General features: G+C 45.3%; 21 protein-coding genes. 10 read left to right on the top strand and 11 right to left on the bottom strand.

The features are described from left to right. The first annotated feature begins 33 nt into the window (after positions 1-33). The 7 genes from AC13DA_RS03480 to AC13DA_RS03510 all read left to right on the top strand — a co-directional run bounded on the left by AC13DA_RS03480 (position 34) and on the right by AC13DA_RS03510 (position 9,053). Positions 34-549, top strand: a complete 516-nt coding sequence (locus AC13DA_RS03480) for an ankyrin repeat domain-containing protein (RefSeq protein WP_284451317.1) — start codon at positions 34-36, stop codon at positions 547-549. Between the two features lie 89 nt (positions 550-638). Further along, on the top strand, positions 639-3,587 hold the full coding sequence (locus AC13DA_RS03485) for a DUF748 domain-containing protein (protein WP_284451316.1): 2,949 nt from the start codon (positions 639-641) through the stop codon (positions 3,585-3,587). A 152-nt stretch (positions 3,588-3,739) separates the two neighbouring features. Then, complete coding sequence (locus AC13DA_RS03490; protein ID WP_007144338.1) at positions 3,740-4,252, top strand: YehS family protein; 513 nt, start codon at positions 3,740-3,742, stop codon at positions 4,250-4,252. Positions 4,253-4,255: 3 nt separating this feature from the next. Continuing rightward, the gene (locus AC13DA_RS03495) at positions 4,256-5,455 is read left to right on the top strand and encodes a BaiN/RdsA family NAD(P)/FAD-dependent oxidoreductase (protein ID WP_284451315.1); all 1,200 of its coding nucleotides are present in this window, start codon (positions 4,256-4,258) and stop codon (positions 5,453-5,455) included. A 44-nt stretch (positions 5,456-5,499) separates the two neighbouring features. Next, on the top strand, positions 5,500-6,810 hold the full coding sequence (locus AC13DA_RS03500) for a paraquat-inducible protein A (protein WP_284451314.1): 1,311 nt from the start codon (positions 5,500-5,502) through the stop codon (positions 6,808-6,810). After that, positions 6,807-8,477 carry an intermembrane transport protein PqiB gene (gene pqiB / locus AC13DA_RS03505; RefSeq protein WP_284451313.1) on the top strand — a complete coding sequence of 557 codons (1,671 nt, stop codon included), beginning with the start codon at positions 6,807-6,809 and terminating at the stop codon, positions 8,475-8,477. The genes AC13DA_RS03500 and pqiB overlap by 4 nt, the downstream gene beginning before the upstream one ends. Before the next feature lie 15 nt (positions 8,478-8,492). Beyond that, positions 8,493-9,053, top strand: coding sequence for a PqiC family protein (locus AC13DA_RS03510; protein ID WP_284451312.1), 561 nt, complete (start codon positions 8,493-8,495; stop codon positions 9,051-9,053). Between the two features lie 5 nt (positions 9,054-9,058). Here the strand turns inward: AC13DA_RS03510 and AC13DA_RS03515 are convergent, their stop codons facing one another. Next, positions 9,059-9,406 (bottom strand): hypothetical protein, encoded by a 348-nt coding sequence (locus AC13DA_RS03515; RefSeq protein WP_284451311.1) that lies wholly within the window; start codon positions 9,404-9,406, stop codon positions 9,059-9,061. 373 nt (positions 9,407-9,779) lie between these two features. Between AC13DA_RS03515 and fliB the strand changes: the two genes are divergently transcribed. After that, complete coding sequence (fliB, locus tag AC13DA_RS03520; RefSeq protein WP_273179013.1) at positions 9,780-11,000, top strand: flagellin lysine-N-methylase; 1,221 nt, start codon at positions 9,780-9,782, stop codon at positions 10,998-11,000. Positions 11,001-11,054: 54 nt separating this feature from the next. Here the strand turns inward: fliB and AC13DA_RS03525 are convergent, their stop codons facing one another. From AC13DA_RS03525 to AC13DA_RS03570, 10 genes are all read right to left on the bottom strand, one after another. Further along, positions 11,055-11,459 (bottom strand): GFA family protein, encoded by a 405-nt coding sequence (locus tag AC13DA_RS03525; protein ID WP_284451310.1) that lies wholly within the window; start codon positions 11,457-11,459, stop codon positions 11,055-11,057. Between the two features lie 862 nt (positions 11,460-12,321). Further along, positions 12,322-13,275, bottom strand: coding sequence for a hypothetical protein (locus AC13DA_RS03530; protein ID WP_284450826.1), 954 nt, complete (start codon positions 13,273-13,275; stop codon positions 12,322-12,324). After that, entirely contained in the window at positions 13,272-14,333 is a 1,062-nt protein-coding gene (locus AC13DA_RS03535; RefSeq protein ID WP_284450827.1) for a VWA domain-containing protein, read from the bottom strand. Before AC13DA_RS03535 ends, AC13DA_RS03530 begins: the two co-directional genes overlap by 4 nt. 6 nt (positions 14,334-14,339) lie before the next feature. Further along, positions 14,340-15,119, bottom strand: a complete 780-nt coding sequence (locus AC13DA_RS03540; protein ID WP_007144348.1) for a MotA/TolQ/ExbB proton channel family protein — start codon at positions 15,117-15,119, stop codon at positions 14,340-14,342. A 3-nt stretch (positions 15,120-15,122) separates the two neighbouring features. Beyond that, positions 15,123-15,263, bottom strand: a complete 141-nt coding sequence (locus tag AC13DA_RS03545; RefSeq protein WP_007144349.1) for a hypothetical protein — start codon at positions 15,261-15,263, stop codon at positions 15,123-15,125. A 1-nt stretch (position 15,264) separates the two neighbouring features. Beyond that, positions 15,265-17,271 carry a PEGA domain-containing protein gene (locus AC13DA_RS03550; RefSeq protein ID WP_284450828.1) on the bottom strand — a complete coding sequence of 669 codons (2,007 nt, stop codon included), beginning with the start codon at positions 17,269-17,271 and terminating at the stop codon, positions 15,265-15,267. Beyond that, complete coding sequence (locus AC13DA_RS03555) at positions 17,258-18,703, bottom strand: coiled-coil domain-containing protein (RefSeq protein ID WP_284450829.1); 1,446 nt, start codon at positions 18,701-18,703, stop codon at positions 17,258-17,260. Before AC13DA_RS03555 ends, AC13DA_RS03550 begins: the two co-directional genes overlap by 14 nt. Positions 18,704-18,711: 8 nt before the next feature. After that, positions 18,712-19,947, bottom strand: coding sequence for a hypothetical protein (locus AC13DA_RS03560; protein WP_284450830.1), 1,236 nt, complete (start codon positions 19,945-19,947; stop codon positions 18,712-18,714). Next, positions 19,937-20,581, bottom strand: coding sequence for a hypothetical protein (locus tag AC13DA_RS03565; protein ID WP_284450831.1), 645 nt, complete (start codon positions 20,579-20,581; stop codon positions 19,937-19,939). Before AC13DA_RS03565 ends, AC13DA_RS03560 begins: the two co-directional genes overlap by 11 nt. 137 nt (positions 20,582-20,718) lie before the next feature. Next, positions 20,719-22,035, bottom strand: a complete 1,317-nt coding sequence (locus tag AC13DA_RS03570) for a PQQ-dependent sugar dehydrogenase (protein ID WP_482945850.1) — start codon at positions 22,033-22,035, stop codon at positions 20,719-20,721. A gap of 215 nt (positions 22,036-22,250) precedes the next feature. Between AC13DA_RS03570 and AC13DA_RS03575 the strand changes: the two genes are divergently transcribed. Both AC13DA_RS03575 and AC13DA_RS03580 read left to right on the top strand, forming a co-directional pair. Beyond that, a complete protein-coding gene (locus AC13DA_RS03575; RefSeq protein ID WP_284450833.1) occupies positions 22,251-22,568 on the top strand; it encodes an HPF/RaiA family ribosome-associated protein in 318 nt (105 codons plus the stop codon). Between the two features lie 203 nt (positions 22,569-22,771). Then, positions 22,772-23,881, top strand: a complete 1,110-nt coding sequence (locus AC13DA_RS03580; RefSeq protein WP_284450835.1) for a Fic family protein — start codon at positions 22,772-22,774, stop codon at positions 23,879-23,881. Positions 23,882-23,950 lie beyond the last annotated feature (69 nt).

Consider the following 23,950-nt stretch of genomic DNA (forward strand, 5'->3'; position numbering starts at 1 on the left):
TGACTGACACCAACAGAATAAGAGGATGATGTGATGGCAGAAAATGATGCAAATCCGCAAATGGATGAAAAAACCTATGAATTAGCTCAGCTGGTGTTTCAGTTAGTGCGCGATGGCAAAGCGGACGAGTTAAAGAAATCACTGGAAATGGGCTTGCCGGTGAATATCCGAACTGGCAACGGCGATAGTTTGTTGATGTTAGCCAGTTACAACGGTCACTACGACATGACAAAACTATTATTGGCGCATGGCGCCGACCCAGAACTTGCCAATGATCGTCAGCAAACACCGTTAGCTGGCGTGGCCTTTAAAGGCTACAAAGACATTGCTGAGTTATTGATTGAGCATGGGGCTAATGTCAATGCGACCACACCGGATGGCAAAACCGCACTGATGTTTGCTGCGATGTTTAACCAACTCGAGGTGGTGGAGTGTCTTCTGACGCATGGGGCTGATGCCAGTATGATGACGGATGAGGGCAAAACAGCCTTAATGTTGGCTGATGCCATGGGGGCTGCTGACACCCGGGAACGGCTCAGAAATGCCTGATACGCTTTGCCTGGCAAGTAGAGATAAATTGGTGCAGCGAACTGAATTGTGTACTATTAATTTATCCCATCAAGTAAAGAATGATTCCGATGTCATCAGTTAAGACGTTTCTGTTTCGTCACCGCCGCCTGATTATTAGCCTGCTGAGTTTGAGCGTGATTTACACGCTAGCCGGTTTTTATCTGCTGCCCTGGCTGGCTGAAAAGCAGTTGAAAAGTACATTAGCTCAACGCTTACACCTGCAGGCTCAAGTGCAGGAGATACGTTTTAATCCCTATACTTTCGAATTAAGTGTGACGGGATTGGATATTAAAACCAAAGAAAATGAGCCGCTTGCAGCATGGGAGTCGGTTTATATCAATGTTGATCCGAGCCAGTTAGTTAAACGCAATATTCTTATTCGTAACATTGATATTGATGGCGTTAACCTCTATTTCGAGCGTGATTCAGATACAGAAAATACGCTGACAAAGTTAGCCACTACATGGCAGGAAACCGCTCCAGAGCCGGATGTTGAACCCACTTCCACTGAGCAAGCGGTTTCAGAAGAAGGTGAGCCGCTATTTAATGTCGTTTTAGATACGCTGAGTTTTGAAGAGGGTCAGCTGCATTATGTCGATAATGTGCCAGCCGAAACGTTTAAAACGGAACTGTCACCCATTAATTTCCAATTAAAGAATTTTTCTACCAAAGCAGGTGAGACAGCAAACACCCGCTTAGCTATTGCGCTTGAAGATAAAGCCAACTTAACCATAGCAGGTGATTTTTCCTTATCGCCACTGAGCCTATCGGGTCAGCTCAGCTTAAGTCAGTTTAACCTGCAGACACCGTATCGTTATTTTAAAGCGCAGTTACCTGTTGAGTTAAAGCAGGGGCTGGTGGATATTAAACTTGACTACGATTTGAACCTGGCTGGAGAACAGCCCAACGTCGATATTAACAACACCACTATTCAGCTTTCTAAGCTGGATGTATATCAGCCGGGCATCACCAAAGCGTTAATCACTGACGGTCAGTTAAACGTTGAGAACGGGCATTATCAATATCCGGAAAATCAATTAACGATGGATAATGTCGTGGTGAGCAATGCCAAACTGGCTGCTTTGCATAACAAACAGGGCGAGATTAACTGGTTGCAACTCATCGAAGCCTTGCCCAAATCTGACACCGAAGAGACAGCGTCGTCAGAAGAGACACCCGCATTCAAATTAGCGGTTTCTGAAGTCGAACTGAAAGATGTTGCTCTGTCTATTGAAGACCAGCAGCCGGAAGTAGCCTCAAATATCACATTAAATCTGGCGGCCAGCCTGAAGAATCTGAGTTTGGCAGATAATCAGAAAATGCCCTTTACCAGCCGTATTAAAGTCGGTTCTGGTGGTGAGCTATCTGCTGATGGTGAGCTGCAGCTATTCCCTGTGCTGACGGTGACCGCAGACACGAAAGTCGACCAGCTATCATTGAAACCGCTGCAGCCTTATATCCATGAATATGCCTATGTCAGCCTGCAGGATGGGCAGATATCCGCCAATGCTTCACTCAAAAGTAATACCGATGATGCTTTATTGGTCAAAGGCGACTTAGCCTTATCCTCACTGCAGATAGATAATCAAAACCTGAAAGAGAAACTGTTCAGTCTGGAGAAATTATCCGTTAACACCATCGATTTTTCTCTGAAAAATAAAGACTTGGCAATTTCAGATATTGAAGTCAATAAATTATATAGCCGTATCTTTATTAATCAACAAGGCGTGACTAATTTACGTATGTTGTTAAAAGAGCAGCCGACTAAAACAACAGCGACCACCGCTGAAACTAACGCTAAGGATGACCCTTACAAAGTGTCGATTGGACAGGTGAGCATTAAAGATGCCAGTTCACGCTTTACCGATGAAAGTCTACCGATTGTATTTGATACCCAAATGCGTTCGCTGGATGGTGAAATCAGTGGTTTTTCTACCCAATCCGACCAAGCCGTCGAGTTGAACCTGGAAGGTCAGGTACAAGAGTTTGGCATGGTCGAAATCAAAGGCAGTCTGGCACCGTTTAATATTACGGAGAAAAGTAATGTGGTGCTGTCATTTAGCAATCTCGACTTACCAGCGATGAGTCCCTACACCATCAAATTTGCGGGTAGAAAAATTGCTGATGGACGTGCGGATGTGAAACTCAATTATGCCATCCAGGATGGATCGTTAAATGCCACTAACAGTCTGGTGATTCGTGATATTCGTTTAGGTGAACGGGTGGAATCGCCGAATGCGGTGGATTTGCCGCTGGATCTGGCGGTGGCCTTATTAAAAAACAGTGATGGAGTGATTGATTTAAGTATTCCGGTGACCGGGGATGTGAACAATCCTCAGTTTGAGATGGGGCCGGCCATACGTAAAGCCATTTTTAATGCGATTCGTAATATTGTGACCTCGCCTTTCCGTTTCTTGGCTAACCTGATCGGAGGCGATGAGCAGCCGGTGACTGATATTCGTTTTGCTGCCGGACGAGCGGAGCTGACACCCCCACAAAAAGAAGCCTTATTAAAACTCACAGAAGCCCTGGCACAACGCCCACAATTAACACTGGAAATTCCTGCCCCCTATGCAGAAAGTATTGATCGTCAGCAACTTCAGTTAAAAGCGGTGGAACAGGACATCGATACAGGTTTAAAACAAACGGATGCTGAACAGCAATTATTAGAACGTCGGAAAACCGTATTAGAGCGTTTGTATACGGAACAAGCTATAAGCCCTGACTTATCGGTGCTGAAACTGGAAGTGATGGCTAAAAATACGGCGGCTGACGACCAAGATCCATCTATTGATCTACTCGCCTATAACAGCAAACTCAAAACCGCTTTAGTCGCCAAAAAAACGGTTTCTGAAGCCGATCTGAAGCAGCTCGCACAAGCCAGACAAGATGCCGTGATGGCCTATATCAAACAGCAGGCAAAACTCAGTGATGCGCAGCTGCATGCTGATGCTATCAGCGCGATTAAGGCCAAAGACGATGAAGTCGTGATGCGCTTTGATTTGCGCTCGCAATAAATCAAACACGACAGAGACGAGAATTGTACAGCGATTTACAGGCTTAAAAGCTGACTTAGAAGATGTCTATGCCACGTTTCATACGGCATCCTGTTAAAGTATGCACTGATATTAATAGCCTGTTAGTTGGCTCCCGCCTTTAGGAAAAATGTGTGACGAATAATGACGTTTTAAGACGAATCCGTTACATCCTCGACGTCAATGACGCGACGATGATTTCGATTTTTGAACAAGCCGATATGACGGTGAGCCGTGACGATGTACGCCAGTGGTTGAAGAAAGACGATGATCCTGAATACCAATCACTGAATGACAAACAGATGGCGACCTTTCTGAACGGATTGATTAACCATCTGCGTGGTAAAAAAGAAGGCGAGCAACCGAAGCCGGAAAAATCACTGAATAACAATATTATCCTCAGAAAGTTGAAGATAGCCTTTAACTTACAAAGTGACGAAATATTAGATGTATTGCAGCTGGAAGGTTTCAGCCTGAGCAAGCATGAGTTAAGTGCGTTTTTCAGAAAGCCGGATCATAAACATTTCCGTGCCTGTAAAGACCAAGTGTTACGTAACTTTCTACAAGGCCTGCAATTGAAATTTCACCCAAAGAAAAATGATCTTGAGGGCTTTAGCTGGCCGTCACTGGATGATAAAGAGAAGTAAGTTTTGACGAGTCCTCAATTCTTCGACTGTATTGTGATTGGTGCCGGTGCAGCAGGTCTGATGTGCGCCGCCACCGCCGGTCAACGCGGACGCCGGGTATTAGTATTAGATCATGCGAATAAGGTGGGTAAGAAAATTTTAATGTCGGGTGGTGGCCGTTGTAATTTCACTAATCTGTACATGGAGCCGGATAATTATCTGTCGGCAAACCCCCATTTTTGTAAGTCAGCCTTAAGTCGTTACACCCAGTATGATTTTCTGGAGCTGGTCTCGCGCTATCAGCTGGCCTATCACGACAAAGGTGCGGGCGAATTATTCTGTGATGATAAAGCCAGATATATCCTGAATATTTTATTAGCAGAATGTGAAACGGGCGGTGTCACCATTCAAACTGATACCGCCATTACAGCCATCAGCAAACAAGACAATCAATCGTTTGTCATCGATACGCCACGAGGTGAGTACCAGTGTCATTCACTGGTGATTGCAACGGGTGGCTTGTCTATTCCTAAAATGGGGGCCACTGGCTTTGGTTATAAAATTGCCAGACAATTTGGCCTGAAAGTGAGAGAGACCGAACCGGCTTTAGTGCCATTTACGCTAAGTGATGCCTGGTTAACCGTGGCGCAGGAGTTAGCCGGGGTATCCATAGATATCAGTGTAACTTGTCATCAGCAAACCTTTAATGAAGCCTTGTTATTTACCCATCGAGGCTTAAGTGGGCCAGCCATTTTGCAGATCTCAAACTACTGGTACAGTTCAGATGAGATCACGATAGATTTCTTACCAACGCAATCAGTGGCAGAGTTAATTGAACAATGGAAAACGGCTGGAGAAAAAGCCACACTGAAAACATTGCTGGGGCATTATTTACCGAAACGATTTGTGCTGACATGGTTAGGACCGATTGCTGCAGATTTAGGCGATAAACTGGTCAAGCAGTTATCAAATCAGGAAATAGACAAGCTGTCACAGTTTTTCCACCACTGGACAATCAAGCCTTCCGGAACAGAAGGTTATCGCACAGCGGAAGTCACCCGCGGTGGTGTCGATACGGACGGCATTTCGTCAAAGACCTTTGAAGCCAAGACCACAGAAAACTTATATTTTATAGGTGAAGTGCTGGATGTGACTGGCTGGTTGGGCGGATTTAATTTCCAATGGGCATGGTCAAGTGGCTGGTGTGCAGGGCAATATGTGTAAGCAGGTTCGATTAACGCAGCAAATAGACGCGATGTTATTACGCCATGAAACAAGCGGTATCTCTACAGAAGCTTGATAAGAACATTAACGGACAACGTCGGTTACGGGCGTGTCACGAATGTGATTGGGTGTCTGCTTTACCACGACTTCATGCCGGAGAAGTCGCACAGTGTCCACGTTGCCAACATATTCTGGTCAGACGCCATTACCGTCCGGCCCAACGCAGTCTGGCTTTAGCCATCAGTGCTGTCATCGCATTATTGATCGCGGTGAGCTTTCCCTTTGTCAGTTTTTCGATAAAAGGCATTGGCCACAGTATCGAAATTGAACAAACCGCTTCGATGTTATTGAGTTTTGAGCAGCCTATTGTTGCCATTGTGGTGGCACTGACCATTATCATTCTTCCTGCGCTGTACCTTTTTTCAGTGATCTGGTTACAACTGGTCTTGCTGTTTTCAGAACCAAAAATAAAACACCGACAAATTGCGCGGACCTTAAAACATCTGGATAGCTGGATGATGGCCGATGTGTTTATTATCGGTGCACTGGTAAGCTTATTCAAAATTGCTGGCATGGCCGATATTCAGCTGGGTATCGCCTTTTGGGCCTACGCGGTGTTTGCGTTTTTATTATTGATGACAACACGTTCTATCGATGCCGACTGGATGTGGTTTGCGATTGCTGGCGAACCGCGTGCACCGGCGCAGACCAGAACCGGGCAAGGGGCCTCTGAACAAGGGCTGACGGGCTGTCCGACCTGTGGTTTGATTCATACGCTTAATGAAAATGGCGATAATCATTGCATCCGTTGTGGTGAGCCTCTTCATGCGCGTGCACCTAAAAGTCTGCAACGAACGATGTCATTACTCATCACCGCAACTATTCTGTATATTCCAGCCAATGTTTATCCCATTATGACTACCACCACCTTCGGTCAGGAAAAAAACAGTACCATCATGGGGGGGGGGATTGATCTGATTCAACATGGATCCTGGCCGATTGCACTAGTGATTTTTATTGCCAGTATTTTGGTGCCGATAGGCAAATTACTCGTCTTGTCGTGGTTATGCCTGACCGTCAATAATGCTCATCAGCTAAGCCAAATGACGCGTTTGAAATTGTATCGGATTACCGAATTTATCGGTCGATGGTCTATGGTAGACGTGTTTGTGGTGTCGATTCTGGTGGCCTTGATTCATGCTGGTGACTTAATTTCTGTCACCCCCGGCTCAGCCGCTCTGGCCTTTGCCAGTGTGGTTGTACTAACCATGTTGGCAGCGATCACCTTTGATTCACGATTAATTTGGGATAACCCTCAATCTGAGTTACGACCTATGCGGGGCAATAAAGTATGACGGAAGATATCTCTAATACTGACACAACAGACGAATTAGATACTGCGCGAGCCAGCAAAGCATCAAGCTGGTCACCGATTTGGATTCTTCCGATTGTCGCAGTATTAATCGGTGCCTGGTTGGTTGTGGATGATTATCTCAGCACCGGGCCACTGATTAATCTGACGATGAGTGATGCTGAGGGCATTGCTGCTGGCAAAACGCTGATTAAAACACGTAATGTGGAAATTGGGCATGTTGAATCAGTGAAGCTTTCGGACGATTTGCAATACGCTGTGGTCAAAGCCCGGATTGACCCCGATGCAGCATCAACCCTGGTTGAGGACACACGTTTCTGGGTGGTAAAACCGCGTATTGGACGTGAAGGTATCAGTGGTTTAAATACCGTGCTGTCCGGCGCGTATATTCAACTTGAACCTGGTAAGTCAAAGCAGGAAAAGCGTGACTTTGAGGTATTGGATCAACCACCGGTGTCACTGAGCGGCGATGGAATTCGTATCAGTCTCGACAGCCCTCTGGGAATTTCGTTGAATCCCGGTGACCCGGTCAGTTATCAGGGCCAGATTGTTGGTCGGGTGGAGAAAGCTGAGTTCTCGGCCAGTGATCAACATATGCACCATGAGTTATTTATCGAAGCACCCTATGATGTGTTGGTCACCAAAAGCACCCGCTTCTGGTCTTCTTCTGGTGTCAATATCAGCCTTGATTCGAAAGGCTTTAATATCAACCTGGCGTCACTTGAGACCTTATTAAGCAGTGGTGTCAGCTTTGGTGTTTTACAGGAAATGGAAAATGACAAAGCGGCGGAGTCAGGTGATGAGTTCACTCTATACCCGAATCAGACCGCAGCCCAACAAGCGAGCTATGATCACTACATCGAATATGTGTTGATGGTGAAGGATACTGTGCGTGGTTTGGCAGAAGGTGCGCCAGTAGAGTTCAGGGGGCTGCGCATTGGTACAGTACAAAGTGTGCCTTGGGAATATAACTCGAGAATGCGAAATGGTAAGGATGGTTTTGCTATTCCGGTGCTTATCAGACTCGAGCCTCAGCGGCTGGGTGATTTCCATGATGGTCTGCTTGAAGAGTGGAAAGAGCGTATTGATCGACTGATTAAACGTGGTCTGGTCGCTACTTTAAAACCGGGTAATTTACTTACCGGTGCGATGTTTGTGGATATCAATATCGACAAAACACCCGGCATGCCTGAGATTAAAACCGCCATGTTCAGAGAGCGACAGGTGATTCCGACCAAGTCATCACAGCTCGCGCAGATGGAAATGAAAGTCTCTAATTTACTCGATAAGTTAAATGGTATCGATGTACAGCCTGTTTTAGATGGAGTGAATGCTAACTTGAAAACTTCTCAGGCGTTGCTGCAAGAAGTGCAAAAACTGGCAGTCAGTATTGATAACTTTGTGAATAATCCTCAGACACAAACCATTCCGGGTAATGTTAATCAGACGCTGACTGAACTTAGAGAAACGCTGAAAGGATTGTCACCCGATGCACCGGCATATCAGAACTTATCGCAAAGTATTAAGAGCCTGGAAGGTTTGATTAATGACATACAGCCCTTGGTGCGGACGTTGAATGAGCAGCCCAACGCACTTATTTTTAATCGTACTGAGCAGACGGACCCACAACCACCTGCTGCTCAGCCATAAATTCAGGAGTCTGTTGTGAAACGATTTTTTATTGGGATGTTATTCATATTGCTGACCGCATGTGCCAGCCAGCCTGTGACCCAGACAAATTTCTATACTCTGCCTGTGACTCAGGCGTCAGAGCAGGTGGTGTCTGATAAAACGGTTTTTATTAAACCGGTTATTCTGGCTGACTTTCTCAGCAACAATGGAGTCGTTTTACAACTCGATGACATCACCATTCATTCTGCTCAGTATCATCAATGGGCTGAGCCGTTAACAGACCAGTTGAGCCGCGCTTTACGGGACAGACTACAGGCGGCACAGTCAAATTATCGGATTGTGAACCTGCCGTCATTCGCAAAACAAAGCACCTATCAGTTGCAACTGGAATTTGACCAATTTCAGGGACGCTTTGATGGCAAAGCGGTGACCAGTGGTCAGTGGCAATTGATGAATACGGCTGGAGAAACACTCAATACACAGCGGTTCAGCCTGACTCAAGACTTACCGGCAGAAGGGTATCCGGTACTCATCCGAGCCTTAGCGACGAATCTGGACACGTTAGCTGCTGACATAGCGAAACAATTGCCTTGAGTCAATTAATCCTTATTCACTTCGCGTTTATCAATAAACATTAAAATGATTTGTCGATCGGTATAGATATCATTTGATCCATGCTGACGAATACCGTCGTAAAAGGCTTTGAACTTCGGATCACGTTGTTTAAATCCTTCGATATCCTGGTTTAATACTTTAGCCTGAAATGCCGTTGGTGCCGTATCAAAATGACGTGATGCACAAAATACCGCTGTCGATTGTCCCGCCTTCTCAGCTGCTGTTTCATTAGCTGGATTGAACAGACATTGTTGATAGTTCTGTTCTTCGGCATACACAAGCGTTGTAAATAAAAGACTAACAACAGCAAGAAAAAGCGTATGGACTTTCATCATGACCTCATCGAGTTAGATTGATTATAGATAATGACTTGTGCGCAATCTAAATTGTTCCAGTCTGATGTTGGGTTTCATGCTTCAACCCAAGCTACGGATGATTATCTTGCCTCATGCTTGAGTATGACTCGTAGGTTCGGTAGAGCTTAGGCGAAACCCAACGGTGCTTTGGATTTTATAGGGAGCCATTATCAAGGCCTTACCAAGCCATGAACTGTTCTGATGAATGAGATTAATCATCACCATAGAAATACATAGAGGTACTGTCAGAGATGATGATATTAGCCGTGTTTGCTGCTTTTTAAAGTTTTATATTTTTAGATGAATCTGTACAGTACAGATTAATAGATTTTATTTTAGAGGCTACCTTATGAAGGTTTTGGACTACTACGATAAGTTCGAATGCATTGGTTCTGATTGTGAGGATACCTGTTGTAGTGGCTGGCAAGTCAGTATCGATAAAAAAACATATCGAAAATATAAAACTATTTCCGATCAAAAATTCCGGAAAGAAGTGCTTAATAATATCGGCCCGGACAGACAAAAGGTCACCGGCGCAGAATATAAAATCAAGCTACATGATGATGGCTCGTGTCCTTTTTTGAATGAAGACAAGTTATGTAATATTTATAAAAAATGTGGTGAAACTTACTTGTCCGATACGTGCACAGTCTTTCCCCGCAGACCAACCAAAGTTTTTAATCAGTCACACTCCGCTCTGAGCTTAGCTTGCCCTGAAGTCACACGCCTGGCTATTTTACCTGAAGCTCCTGTACAACTAATTGATATTGATATGGCCAGTGTTCACAGCCAAAGACTACAATCAATTGAGTTAAAAATAGGCGCACATCTACCAGCTAATGCTGAGGAAACCTATGAAGCGATAAGGACCGTCTCATTCCACATCATACAAATGCGACAAATCACCCTGGACGAACGCTTATTTCTCTTGGGTTTCTTCTTAGATAAGCTTGATGCGGGTTCAAAAACAAACAGTTATATTTTGATGAATCAAACTATCGTTGAATTCATCGAGGCGCTTGACTACCCAGACGAACTATTAAAACCATATCGACAATTCAACTCAAATCCACGCCTGAAGCTTGAGTACTCTCTTACAATGTTGCTTACTGATTATCCAAGAGCGGCTAATCCTCGTTTGGCAGAATGCCTGGACTGGTTAAATGAGGGCTTGGATATTAACTACGATGAGTTTGAGATAGATAAGATACTTGAGAAGTATCAAAGTGCTGACCAGAAATATTATCAGGACTTTTTACAAGAACGCGGCTATTTTCTGGAAAATTATTTAATCTCCCACTTGTTCCATTCTGATTTCCCTGTATCAAGCCAACATGGTTTATTTGATAGTTACCTTAGATTGATTACCTGCTTTACCAATATTCAAACCACGTTGATAGGAATAGCCAGTTATCATCAGAATATTGATACAGCCCATGTTCTGCAATTAATACAAAGCTATGAGCGGTTTATCTCGCATAACACTAAATACCTACCATCATTGTTGAAAAAACTAGAAGAATTGAAGTTTAATTCTTTGGGCGCAATGATGCTGCTGCTTAAGCCATGATCTAATTGTTAGTCTGTTTGTTGGGTTTCATGCTTCAACCCAACCTACGGTTGGTTATGTTGGCCCCTGCTCAAATTGAGGTAATTGATCTGACGTGTTGTCCCATTCAGCTTTGCTGGCCATAAAGATATGAGCGTCGGGTTGAATAGCTAAGCTGCTGTCTAAACAACCGGCAGGCACCACTAATAAATGACCATTCATTTGTATCTGCGGTAAGGCTGAACCACAGTTTTTGCAAAATCTTTTTGTATGACGGGTGCCTGGTAAGGTGTATGTACGGATGTTTTCTTCCCCCGACAGCCAGATCAGTTTGGCAGATTGAGCGAACAGATTGGAAGCATGTGCTGAGCCCGTATCTTTTCGACAATGACTGCAATGGCAGAGGTAAAAATGTTCAAAGTCGCCTTTGATTTCAAAGGTCACTTTGCCACATAAACATGCGCCGTGATGTTCCGTCATAGCTTTTCCTTCTTTTTTTCTGACACGTTTTGTTTCAACCACATGCTGATATTTCTCACTCTACCATTAGGGAGAGTGAAGTAGTGAAGTAGGTTGGGTAGAGGAACGAAACCCAACATTCAAGATTGAAGCTATGTTTGTTGGGTTTCACAGGTTCAACCCAACCTACATTTAAAATGAGCAAGTATCTCCTAAGGCGAAACTGGCACTTTGCCCAAACTACAAAGTTAAGTAGGTTGGGTAGAGCCCTAGCGAAACCCAACAACCGGATAGACTTTAAGGGATAAGCTTGTTCTAGCTACACTTGTCTGAAGTCATGTTTAAATTCAATCGACGGGACAATGAGGGGCTTTTTTATCCCCGTTTGTGCTGACGAGGAGTGACATTTATTCAGGTCAGAGGGAGGCTAGTGTTTGATTCGTGGCATCCATGCCACTCACCCTTTGGTCGCCTTCGGCGTCCAAATTTGTTCCAGACAAATTTGTGAGCGGAGCGAGTTTTAGCCGACCTGAATCAATGTTATGACGAGTGACGCCGCAGGCCAGCACTGTGGGGTGCCCTAGGGTTGTTAGGGAAATGGGTAAGCATTTCCCTGACTCGCTATTGAGGCGAAACTAGATTTTAAAAAAGCTAGCAGCTTAAGATGAAGAACGAAATCCAATTAAATGAACGCCCCAGCGGCAGCGTGTGAAGTGAAAAATAGAATAGTGTTTGAGGCAATGCTCTAACTTAAGCTAGAAAAAATTTGTTGGGTTTCACCGGTTCAACCCAACCTACATTTAAAATAAGCAAGCATCTCCCTGACTCGCCATTAAGGCGAAACTAGCGCTCTACAAAGCGTTGATTGCTTTGATTCAATCCATCAACGAGGCAGGGCGATAAACGTGCCATCATTTTGTTTGGTCATTTCACGCATCAACACGCTGAAACGGTCGGTTGTACCAGGTGAAATAAAACCAATGGCATGAATTTTTGCCAGCCGTCTGCCGGATGGCAGTTTTTTGTTTTGCTGAGTAATGGCATCAATGACTGGATCATAACTGGAGCCGGTGTAATCATCACCAAACACATAAATGGATGTGGTGATATTAGCTTTGGCATATTTTCTTAACGCAGCGGTTAAGCCTTCTACCGGGCTGGAGTTAGAGACCGCATTCCACTTTTTAAACAATTCGATCACGCTTTTGCGTCTGGCCGGCGTATCCGGCATCCATTGACCATCGTAGCCGGAGATCAACGACTGCCCCATATCATTAAGAATTTGAAAACCTTTCACTTGTGGGTGAATATTCAGCACATTGACGATTTCCTGAGACACTTTGCCCCAGATGTTTTTCATGCTGCCCGAGGTGTCGACGATAAACACTACATAGTCACTATCAACTGGAATCCCGCCGACATCTTCATCGCGGGTTTTATTGGGCTTTTGCGGTGTTTTTAATGAGGCTTGTTTTAAACGCTCTTCCACTAAACCCAGCCCGGCAATGCTTTCTGCAGTAGCAGCTTGTTTTTGATTTAATGCTTTTAATTGCTGCTGCAAGGCTTTTGAGGCAGCAGCGGCTGATTGTTTTTGCTCAGAAATTGACGAAAGAACCTCAAGTTTTTGATTCATTTCCTGTTGAATCTGGCTGACAGAATTTTGCAGTGTGACTAACTGCGAGAGCATCGCACTGACATCTTCTGTGCCAGCAGTGGGAGCGACATCGACGTCGGTTTTGGAGATCAGAATCAACATCACCACCGCACCAAAGCCGCAGGAAATAATGTCCAGAAATGACAGGCTGAAAATGTCGATACCTTTATCGCGACGTCTCATGGCCAGTTACTCGCCGGGCTGATTAATAAACCATCCGAACTGGAGGCCCAGGCCCAATACTCATAAGCTGCTTCCGGATCACCTTCCAGTGGCAGCAGGATCACATTCTTTTTCGCCTGGGTCAGACCACTCTCGTTAATGGTCTGGCGAAACAGCCGTTTTCGACATTCACCGGAAATGGTTTTGGCATTACTGGTCAAAGAGCTACAGCCAGAAAACGGATTCAGACTCTTATAGTTGGATTCGCCTTTGGTGGGCAAACCATCGGTGATGACATAGATATCGCTGGGTGACAGTTTGTTAACGGTGTTTAAGCCTTTCTGCAGATTGGTCGCACCGGTAGGAATAACTTGATTCAAACTGCTCATAATGCCCGACACGTTGTTACTGCTGGCGGGCATCCAGCCGGTGCCGCCTAACTGCTTGGCATCTTCACTAAAGGCGATAACGGCAATCTGACTATTTTTCGGCGCACGTGCTAATAACCAGGCCACCACTCGCTTGGTGCGTTGCCATTTAGCGGCTGAGACTTTTGTCTGATCAGAGCTACTTTTGGTTTTGATGATATCGAGCAGCTTTTCATTGGTCATTGAGGCGCTGACATCGACTAAGATCGCAATCTTACTGCCTTCCATTTTCAGACCGAGCAGATAATTTTCTTCATTAACCTGCTGTGTTTCGACCAGATCTTCTTTTTTCGGCACTTTGATCTCGGTAATACTTTTCTTGAGTTGGTCGAGATTGGACTGTGCTGTTTGAATTTCACTGCTTTTATCGTTGAGATCGGCTCGCTGTTGTTGCAGACTCTGGCTTAAAGCAGCCAAATCGATATTCTCTTTTTTCAGTTGCGAGGTGAGTTCATCCAAGCCTTTCTGAGCGTCATCACGCGCTTGTTCCAGACTGCTGATATCTTTTTTCAGATTCTCCGTTTCTGAGGGCGATGACTCGATATTCTGTTTAACCAGCATAAAAACCAGGATGACTGCCCCCAAACCACAGGACATAATATCCAGAAAGGCGAGGTTTAATCCTTCAGCTTGTCGGTTTTTACGGGCCAACGAAAATCACCGAATGCGACGAAGCAAAAACTTATCACAATAATCCTGCGTATCGACGATTTGGCTGTCTTGCAGGCGTTGTAACTGATGGAATAAAAACATCAAAAAGATACTGATCAGTAAGGCGACTAAGGTGGAGTTAAAAGCGATACCGAGACTGTCTGTCATACCAGAAATATCGCCTGCCAATGCTTTATCCGCCTGAGATAAAGCCTGACCGATACCACGAACGGTACCGATAAAACCAATCGAAGGAATCGCCCAGATCAAATAACGAATCATGGTATTTTCAGAATCTTGTTTGACGGCTAACGCTTCCAGGTTGCTTTCGATCGCATCCGACAGGTTTTGCACATTATTGGTTGAGCTGTAGCGCCACAGAGAAGAGCGTAAAGTCCGCACCAGCGGTGATTGCATACAGTCCGCTGGGATTTCAGTATCCAGCCGATGAATAATCGCATTCACATCCAGAGTATGTTTTGCATCAGTATCCTCAGCTTGTGAATGGGCATCTTTAATCAGATCCACGCTGAACAAATACTTGGTTTTGAGAATATTTCGGTAGGCACTGAGGATCAGATAACAGCCCCACAACATCAGAATAAAACAGATTTCCTGCTCGTAATCTTTGATGATCACGGCAATATCGCGCGGTGCGGTTTGTCCCTGACTGACGGCAAACTCAATCAGTTGTGCTGCTTCTGGGCGAACATAACCAATGTAAAACAAATGCACGACAACGATAGAAATCAGTAATGCCGCAAAACTTTTCAGCATATCTTTCATGGTTTAGATATCCACGGGAAAGGAAACAGGGGAGTTCAGACTAATAATAGGTTTGCCGGCATAGACATTCTTCACCATCATCAATGCCAGCAAAAACAGGGCAATGGATAATACAATCACCAACGATTTTTTAAGTGTTGCCATATTAATGACCTCCGTAAACATAACGTCCCAGCCGGAAACCTAAGTCATCGCGGCCCTGACTGGCGCCATCCCGATACGACGCCCTTAATTCTGAGAGTGTGCCTGAACGCCAGTTAGCGCCTTTCACAACATGCTCATCACCGGCTGATTTATCCAGCGTCTGAGTATAAACAAGCCCCGGTTTAGGTACAGTAAGTGAGTAATTATCATGTGTCCATTCACTGACATTGCCGCCCAAATCAAACAAACCTGATAACTCTCTGTTCATCGACATCACCGGTGCCATGCCAGCATAAGCGTCGTTATAGCGTGGCACATAATGAGTCACCGAGCCTTTAGCTGATTCATCCGCTATATTCACTGCTTTAGGGGGAATGGTTTTGTCATTACCCCAGACAAAAAGCGTTTGAGCAGGACGGCCGGCTTTTCTGGCTAACCATTCCCATTCCGCTTCTGTCAGCAAGCGATAGCCATCAGCTTCATCATTGATTTGCGTGACCTGATTACCATTGATCTTATACACCACTGTTAGGCCTTCAAGCTGACTCAACCAGTTGGCATAACGCACAGCATCTAACCAGGTAACGGATGTGACCGGCAAATTCGGATCACCTTTGTGGCTTTTATCAAATTGGGCATAGGCGCCATTCGTCACTTCATGCACCCCAGCGTAAAACGGGCGGTTAATGGTGACTTTGCGGATAAACTCATTGGCCCGTTGTCCTGGCTCACTGCGTTCAGCGCCCATAATAATGGTGTCGTTTGGGGTGAATAACATCATCTCGCCGCCGACACGGGTTTTATAGGTTCTGGAGGCTTCTTGCAGCCGGGCTTGTTTTTCAGTCAGTAAATTCACTGAGACGCTGCTGGTCGATTTTGCTGTCGGTGTTATCGTGCGAGTCTCAGCTCGGTAGCCGTCCAGACTAAACCTGATAGTCTGTGGCAGCGCATCCAGCGTTAAGCTTAATGGCGTTTGTCCAACAGGCTTGTTATTAATGGTGATATTCGCTTGGGGCGTGGACTCTATCACCACCTTGCCCATTTCTTTTTCTAAGTTGAACAGCAGTTCACTAGTTTCACCCTGCTTAAGATTAACGCGCTTGGACTGGGAGAAATAGCCCGGTTTTTTATACGTCAGTACATTATTTTGATTGGGTTCCACTTTGATGATGTTTTGTAGCGCCGTATCAATACCATTGACGGTCAGTGTGCCGCCTTCAGGTAATGCGGTGAGATTGACCTTTGCACGCTCTGCCTGCAGTCGATATTGCCTGTTTATCTGTGTGCTTGTCTGATTGATTTCGACAGAATCAGTGACGGTCTCAAACCCCGGTTTAGTGATGTCGAGCTGATGTGGGCCGCCGGGCAGGGATAAGGTTAAAGGTGTCTGCCCCTGTGCTTTTCCATCGATAGAAACATCTGCCTGAGCGGGTGTGCTGCTCAGTGATAACTCACCCATGATGGGGGTTAAGTTAATTATTTCTTCAATCTTCTGCGCGGGCGCTAAGCTGTATTGCCGGGTAACAGGCTCATAAAAAGGGTGACTGGCCTTGATGGTGTAGTCACCATTCTCAAATGATTGTTCAAACGTATTGGCCACTGTGGTGAGTTTGTCATTGATATACCAGCGGGTTTTATTGTCTTCCAACCCGGTTTTCAATATGACTTCAGCAGGTAAGGGCTGCAAGGTGATTTGTGTTACTTTGCCAAAGCCGGATTGAGAAATCAGCTGTGTTGTCGTTTGGTAGCCAGGCGCAGAGGCTTCTACCTCAGCGGTGTCAGACAAACTATATAAATGATGATCCAGTATCAGAGCGATGCCACTGTTGGTGCTCAGCTTCGCTTCAGTGCTGATGGCCTCAGGCAAGACTTGAATGGGGGTGGCTCGCGAAGCAATGAGTGTCGCAAAAACAATACAGGCAACAACGATAAATCCAAGGCTGAGCCATAACAGCATACGCCGCTGCCGACGTTTAGCAGCCTCAATGGCCTGATTAAATTCGCTCATCAGCAATCACGGTGACTTGATAATCGCTACGGTTCAAAGGGATCTGCACCTCAATCAGCTTGGAGCGATAACCCTCGCGTTTGCCTTCAAAAGAGTAGGTGCCAGGTTTGAGCTGAATCGTTTTACCTGTGGTTTCGCCCACTTTCCCCACCCCGCGAACGGAGACGAAGGTTTTACCATCGGAAATCACATTCACGTTCACCGGGGTATTCACGGCATTGATGGTGGACTTCAACTGTTGAGCCGCTTTCGCCAGAGATGGACTCTGAGCAGCAAAAGACTCGGCCTGAATCACATTGATATCAGCCGTAGCTTTTACCGCTGGATTACTTAGACGATAAGGGTTTTGCAATAAGCCCTGAATATTTTGGTCGATCTCCACAATCCGTTTGGCCTGATTTAAGCGGTCGATAAGGTCTTTATTAGCTGGCCGTTCTTTTAGGGCAGCGCTTAATTCCTGTTTGGCAGTTTCCCAGTTATCGGCTTGTTTTGCCTTCTCTGCCGCGACAATATGCTGGTTGAAACGCAACTGTGACTCCAGTTGAGCTAACGCCGCTTTCACTTCTTTATTTTCAGGTCGGGAAGGGTAAATTTTTTCTGCCTGACTCAGTGCCTGTCTGGCTTTTTCAACCTGCTGCTGTTCAATGGCTTGATACGCCTGAGATATGGCTTGGTTAAAGCGTGACTCGGCCAGCTGCGTGCGCAGCACCTGGGCGCGCTGTTTCATCTCTTCTCGATCGGGTTCGATTTTTAGTAATTCTTCAATCAGAGACAGCTCTTTATTCGGATTGTTTTCATTTTTAGCGACACGAATCGCTTCATTCAGCTCGACTATTTGGGGGATGTTTTCTATTTTTTTGGCCAAGGCCTGAGCATCTGCTGAATCTGCCTTGTGAATCAGCGCGTTATCTATCGCCAGACGGGCGGTTTGATAATCATAATTGTCATACGCCTTTTGCGCCTCCTGCATGGCTTTTTCAAAAGCCGCTTCGCTGTCAGCCAGGGTTTTCTCAGCGGTTTGCGTCAGCGTATCAATGGCTTGTTTCGCTTTGGCATATTGCCCGGTGCCAAAGGTATCAACCGCGGTTTTTTCCTGGTTTTTTATGGTCTCGGCGAGGGTTTTATCCCAGCTATCAATATCGATTTTTTCCAGCTGCGGTTTCAGTGTATTTTCATAAAAAGAAAACGCATCCAGATAGGCTTGGCGTAATGCAGCAATATCTTCTTCGTTTTTCGGTTCTTCGACTTTTTGTGGTGCGGTTTGTGTGTCTGACAGTGTTTCTTCAGTCGATGGTGTACTGTTAAATCGAACATTATTAAGGCTGAACAACACTAGCCCTGTCACCAGAATAAGTGAGAGCACGATAATCACGCCAATGAGCAGGCGCTGTTGTTTCGCCTGCTTGGCTCTGCGTATTTCTTCGTTGATCATGACGGCGTTTAAAGCGCTTTATCAGGTGTCGATTCAAGCTCATACATACGCGCCATAAAGGCACGCCATTGCTGGAACTGCTGCTCCATATTACCGGTCAACTTGGTGCTTTGATTTTCAAACTCAACCACCTGAGGCGACATTTCCAAATCCAGTGACTGGCCCAGCTCATTGATCGCATCCTGATGGAATTTGGCTTCTTCACGCGAAGTAATACCACTGGTAATTAACACCGCACCGCCAATCCCTCCGGCGATAGTGACCATATCCCTGCCCAAGTTATTGTCATAACGGCTGCCATTTGAACCTACCGCCACCGCCGCAGCAATTAATAAAGCCCCCCCAATAATTTTCATCAGGCTTTTATTCTGAGCTTCCTGCTGTAGTTTCAGCTCTGTCGCACTGGCTTTTTGCCAGGTCAGATAACTGTCATTCATTTTCTGTGAAAAAGCGGCGTAGTTAGGTTGCAGGTTATCAACAAATAATTGTTCTTTAACGCGAATCGCTTTCACCCGTTCATAAAGCGGATCCGCTTCACTCGGCATGCCTTTAAGTTTAATTGGCGTGGAGCTGGTATCCATATATTCATCAAAGGCTTTATCGTTAAAGCTGGCACCGAAGCGTAAATCAGCAATATGTTTTACCGTGCTTAAGTCGGATGGTTTTTGTTTGAGTAAGGCTTTGACGATATCAGCTGCTGCTTTATCAAATGCCGGATCATAAGGATCTTTATCGGTATTTCTGGGGTTTTTGTAAAAGCCATCTCCCACCTCGTAGTCGATATTGTCATTCAGCCACTGTTTGCCACTGGCATCGACCACTTGCATATCAAACTCGACTTCCAGGCCGTTTGACTCAACAATATTGCCTAAAACATACAGATCACCCGAAGCGGTTTTATCAGGTGTGACTCGAACCGCACCAAACTTGCCAGTATCATCGAGCGCTTTTTTAAGTTTATAGGCGAAACGATTTGCTTCAGCCCGACGCAGTTCCGGCCATACACCTTCTTTTTCATAATTGGCCGCTTTGTCAGAAAGACCGGGTGAGAACACTGGAATAACCACGTCCATTTTTGGGCCGCTGTAAGCCGTTTTCGACATATCTTCACTAAAGCTTGAAGACGATCGCGGTCCGACATTCACACCTGATCCGGATGTAGTAGCACAGCCTGTCAGCACATGCAGCATGACCAGCAGGTAGACCAGAAACTTGGATGGTTTTCTAAAACGATCAATGTTCAACGTTCATACCCTTATATTTTCTGTATTCATCCCAGAGCTTTTTGCGTATCTCTGGGTCGGTTTCTGCCTCAGCAGCGACACGAATCTGAGCAGCAATGGCATCATCATTATCCGCTGGTGGGATATCTTCCGGAATCTTACCATTCTCAGCGACATTGCCTGAGGCAGATATCTTACCTGAACCCGATTCAGTTGATTCTTGTGTATCTGATGTCGCTGCCATAGCTTCGTTAGAAGGCGCTTGTTCTGTCCCTTGTATCATGTCACTGGCTACTGACTCGGTACCACTGGCACCACCTGCTGAACTTCCATTGCCGGTGTCACCAGCACCGCCGCCACCTGAACCGGAGCCAGCGCCTGCACCTGAGCCATTACCACTATTAGCCGAGGATGAATTGGATGAGATGGAGATATTACATAACTCAAAGCGATTGAGAGAATCACTCAGCGCCTGTTCCATACGCGCCAGTTTTTCTGCTCGGGTCAACGCGGGATTATCCAGATAATCCACACTCACATTTTTACAATCCGTTGTATTGCTTGCGGATTCGTCCGCCTGACTCAGCCCGGAATAGAGCATAGAACCCGACGCAATGGTGAGTAATAAAAAGACAGAGATAGGCTTTTTTCTCATCGTTGAAAAACGCTCCCGAGATATTCATTGATTAATGATAGCTATCTTAAAACGATAAGACAGCAAAAAGCACAGATCTTTCCTGACCTGTGCTTCAGCCGACAATAAAATGCTACAAGCAGTGAGTGACTTAAGTGTTATTGGGGGCTAACACGCCATATTGTGTTGCCGACATCATCGGCGACCAATAAGCCACCCATTTTATCGACCACAACACCGACCGGACGTCCTCTTGCATCACCATCCTCATTGACAAATCCGGTTAGGATTTCCTGAGGAAGGCCATCAGGCTTACCATTCTTAAACGGTACAAAAATCACTTTATAACCGCTTAATGGTTTTCTGTTCCACGAACCGTGCTGACCAATAAACGCGCCATGATGATATTTCTCTGCCAGCAAATCTGCTTCATAAAACGTCAGGCCCAATGATGCAGTATGAGCGCCCAATGCATAATCGGGTTTGATGGCTTTTTTCACTAACTCAGGTCGTTTCGGTTGCACTCGGGTATCTACGTGTTGTCCGTAGTAACTATAAGGCCAGCCATAGAATGCACCGTCTTTCACTGAGGTCATATAATCCGGCACCAGATCACTCCCAATTTCATCGCGCTCATTGACCGTGGTCCAAAGTTCGCCGGTCTGTGGCTGCCAAGCCAGTCCATTAGGGTTGCGTAAACCTGAGGCAAATATACGTTTTTCACCGGTTTGCAGGTTCACTTCCAGAATGGCTGCACGATTTTCTTCTGCTTCCATGCCGTTTTCACCGACATTACTGTTTGAACCCACAGTGGCATAAAGCTTTGTGCCATCTTTATTTGCAATAATATTCTTGGTCCAATGGTGGTTAATCGGTCCTCCCGGTAAATCTGTCACATGTTCTGGCTTAGCGGTGATTTGAGTCTGTCCTTCTTTATAAGGGAATCGCACAATCTCATCAGCATTAGCGACGTAAAAGTCATTGCCAATCAGTTCCATACCAAAAGGGGAATGCAAATTATCTAAAAACACATGCCGTGTTTCAGCCACACCATCATTATCGTTGTCACGAAGTAAGGTAATCCTATCGGCACTGGGTACTGCCGCACCGGCATCTTCTAGTACCATGCCTTTAATCCAGGACCTAATACTCCAATCTGTACTTTCACTCTTTGGTGCATTTGATTCAGCTACTAATACATCACCGTTGGGCAAGACATACAACCAGCGAGGATGATCTAAATCCACAGCAAATCGATTCACCATCAGTCCTTCAGCAGCCGTGGGTTTGGCATCAATCGGCCAGCCATCAGCCGGGGCAATGTTCAAAGTGGGGATGAGCGATGATTCTGGTGCGACCAATACAGGAGCAGGTCCGAAATCCGCTTGTGATGCAATTTTAGACGTATCGCCACAGCCACTCAGGCTAAGGGCCATAATACTTATTGCGGCGCTGTATTTATAAAGGTGCTGCATAGTGTGCTCCTTTGAGTGAAAGCTAAGACTTAGCTACATTTTTGAAGAATCAATATTCGAGTCTAACAATATTGACCATACCAATGACTTGCTTTGGGTTAAAGGATAATTGCTTGAAATGGATCAACGTTATCATCAATAAAAAATGACCTTGGAATTGTTTAATAATTCACATTGTCATAAAAAGCGGTTTATTCACCTTTCAAGGAGATAACATGCAAATTCAGGTAAATACCGATCGTCATATTCCAGGTGATGACACGCTCACTGATTCAATTCGTGAAGAATTACAACATGCTCTCAAACGCTTCGATGAACATGTCACCCGCATCGAAGTCCATCTAAGTGATCAAAACAGTGAAAATCGAGGCGGAGCGGATGATATTCGCTGCCTGATTGAAGCTCGGATAGAAGGCCATCAACCCAATGTGGTCACCCATGACGCTGCCTCTGTCAAACAAGCGTTTACCGGAGCCACCGATAAAATCAAACGTGTACTAAGCACCACGATTGAACGCATGAAATCCCACTAAGAACGTATTTTCTATCCATCATAAAAGGCCAAACAATTTGATTTGTTTGGCCTTTTTTATTCTGATTCCCAAGGAGCTCTTGTGAGCGAGTATTTATTTATCTGCGGTGAATAACGTGATTAATCACCGCATAAAATGCGGTAAATAATTTGTTTTTGCGGTGAATAAAGATTATTATCACTGCATAATTTGCGGTGATTAATATGTGGATATACCAACACAAGAACTGGCCTGACTTTTCGTGGAATGTAGACGTCCTAGCTGCCAAGCTGGCTGATATTCGTCATCAGCAGGGCCGTTTACTTGGCAGAATGGAAGCAATCGGCTTTGACTTGAGAAGAGAAGCCAGCCTCAGAACATTAACTAATGATGTGGTGAAATCCTCAGCCATCGAGGGCCATACTCTAAATCCTGAGGAAGTACGTTCCTCCATTGCTCGTCGCTTGGGTATGGATATTGGCGGTTTGATTCCAGCTAGTCGTGATGTCGAGGGCATCGTCGAAATGATGCTGGATGCGACACAACGCTTCTCCAAACCTTTAACAACAGCACGTTTGTTTGATTGGCACGCCGCACTTTTCCCGACTGGGCGAAGCGGTATGCACCACATCACAGTGGGCGACTGGCGCTTAGTTGAGAATGATCCTATGCAAGTCGTCTCAGGTCCAATCGGAAAAGAAAAGATTCATTTTGAAGCGCCAGCCGCTGAAAAAGTGAATGCAGAAATGGGTACGTTTATAAAGTGGTTTGAGAGTAAAGCTGATATCGACCCCGTTATAAAAGCTGGCATTGCTCATCTCTGGTTTGTGACTATTCACCCTTTTGAAGATGGCAATGGCCGAATTGCTCGAGCGATTGCCGATATGGCATTGGCGAGAGCAGATAAGATGCCCGAGCGGTTTTATAGTCTGTCTAATCAAATTGAGAGTGAACGAAAACAGTACTACGCACATCTCGAAAAACAACAACGAGCAACACCGGATATCACAGAATGGCTAAGCTGGTTTTTAGATTGTTTGGGCCGGGCTATTACCAATGCAAATGACACGCTAAGTAATGTGTTATTCAAAGCCAGATTATGGGATAGAGTTAACCAAAACCCGGTTAATGAACGACAGCGCCGTATTATCAATCGTATGCTTGAAGATGATTTTGAGGGACACATGAATACCTCTAAATATGCCAAGTTAGCTAAGTGCTCAAACGACACGGCATTACGAGATATTCAAGATTTAGTTACGCGACAACTCTTTATACAAAACCCAGGCGGTGGACGGAGTACGAGTTATAGGCTAACAGCTGAGATAGATTAGTGGGGTTTGTTATTAAAGAAATTACGACCCCTTGATTCTTGGCTTTGTTGTAGTATTCAAAAATCGCGA

Source organism: Methylophaga sp. F-2 (genome assembly GCF_056859315.1).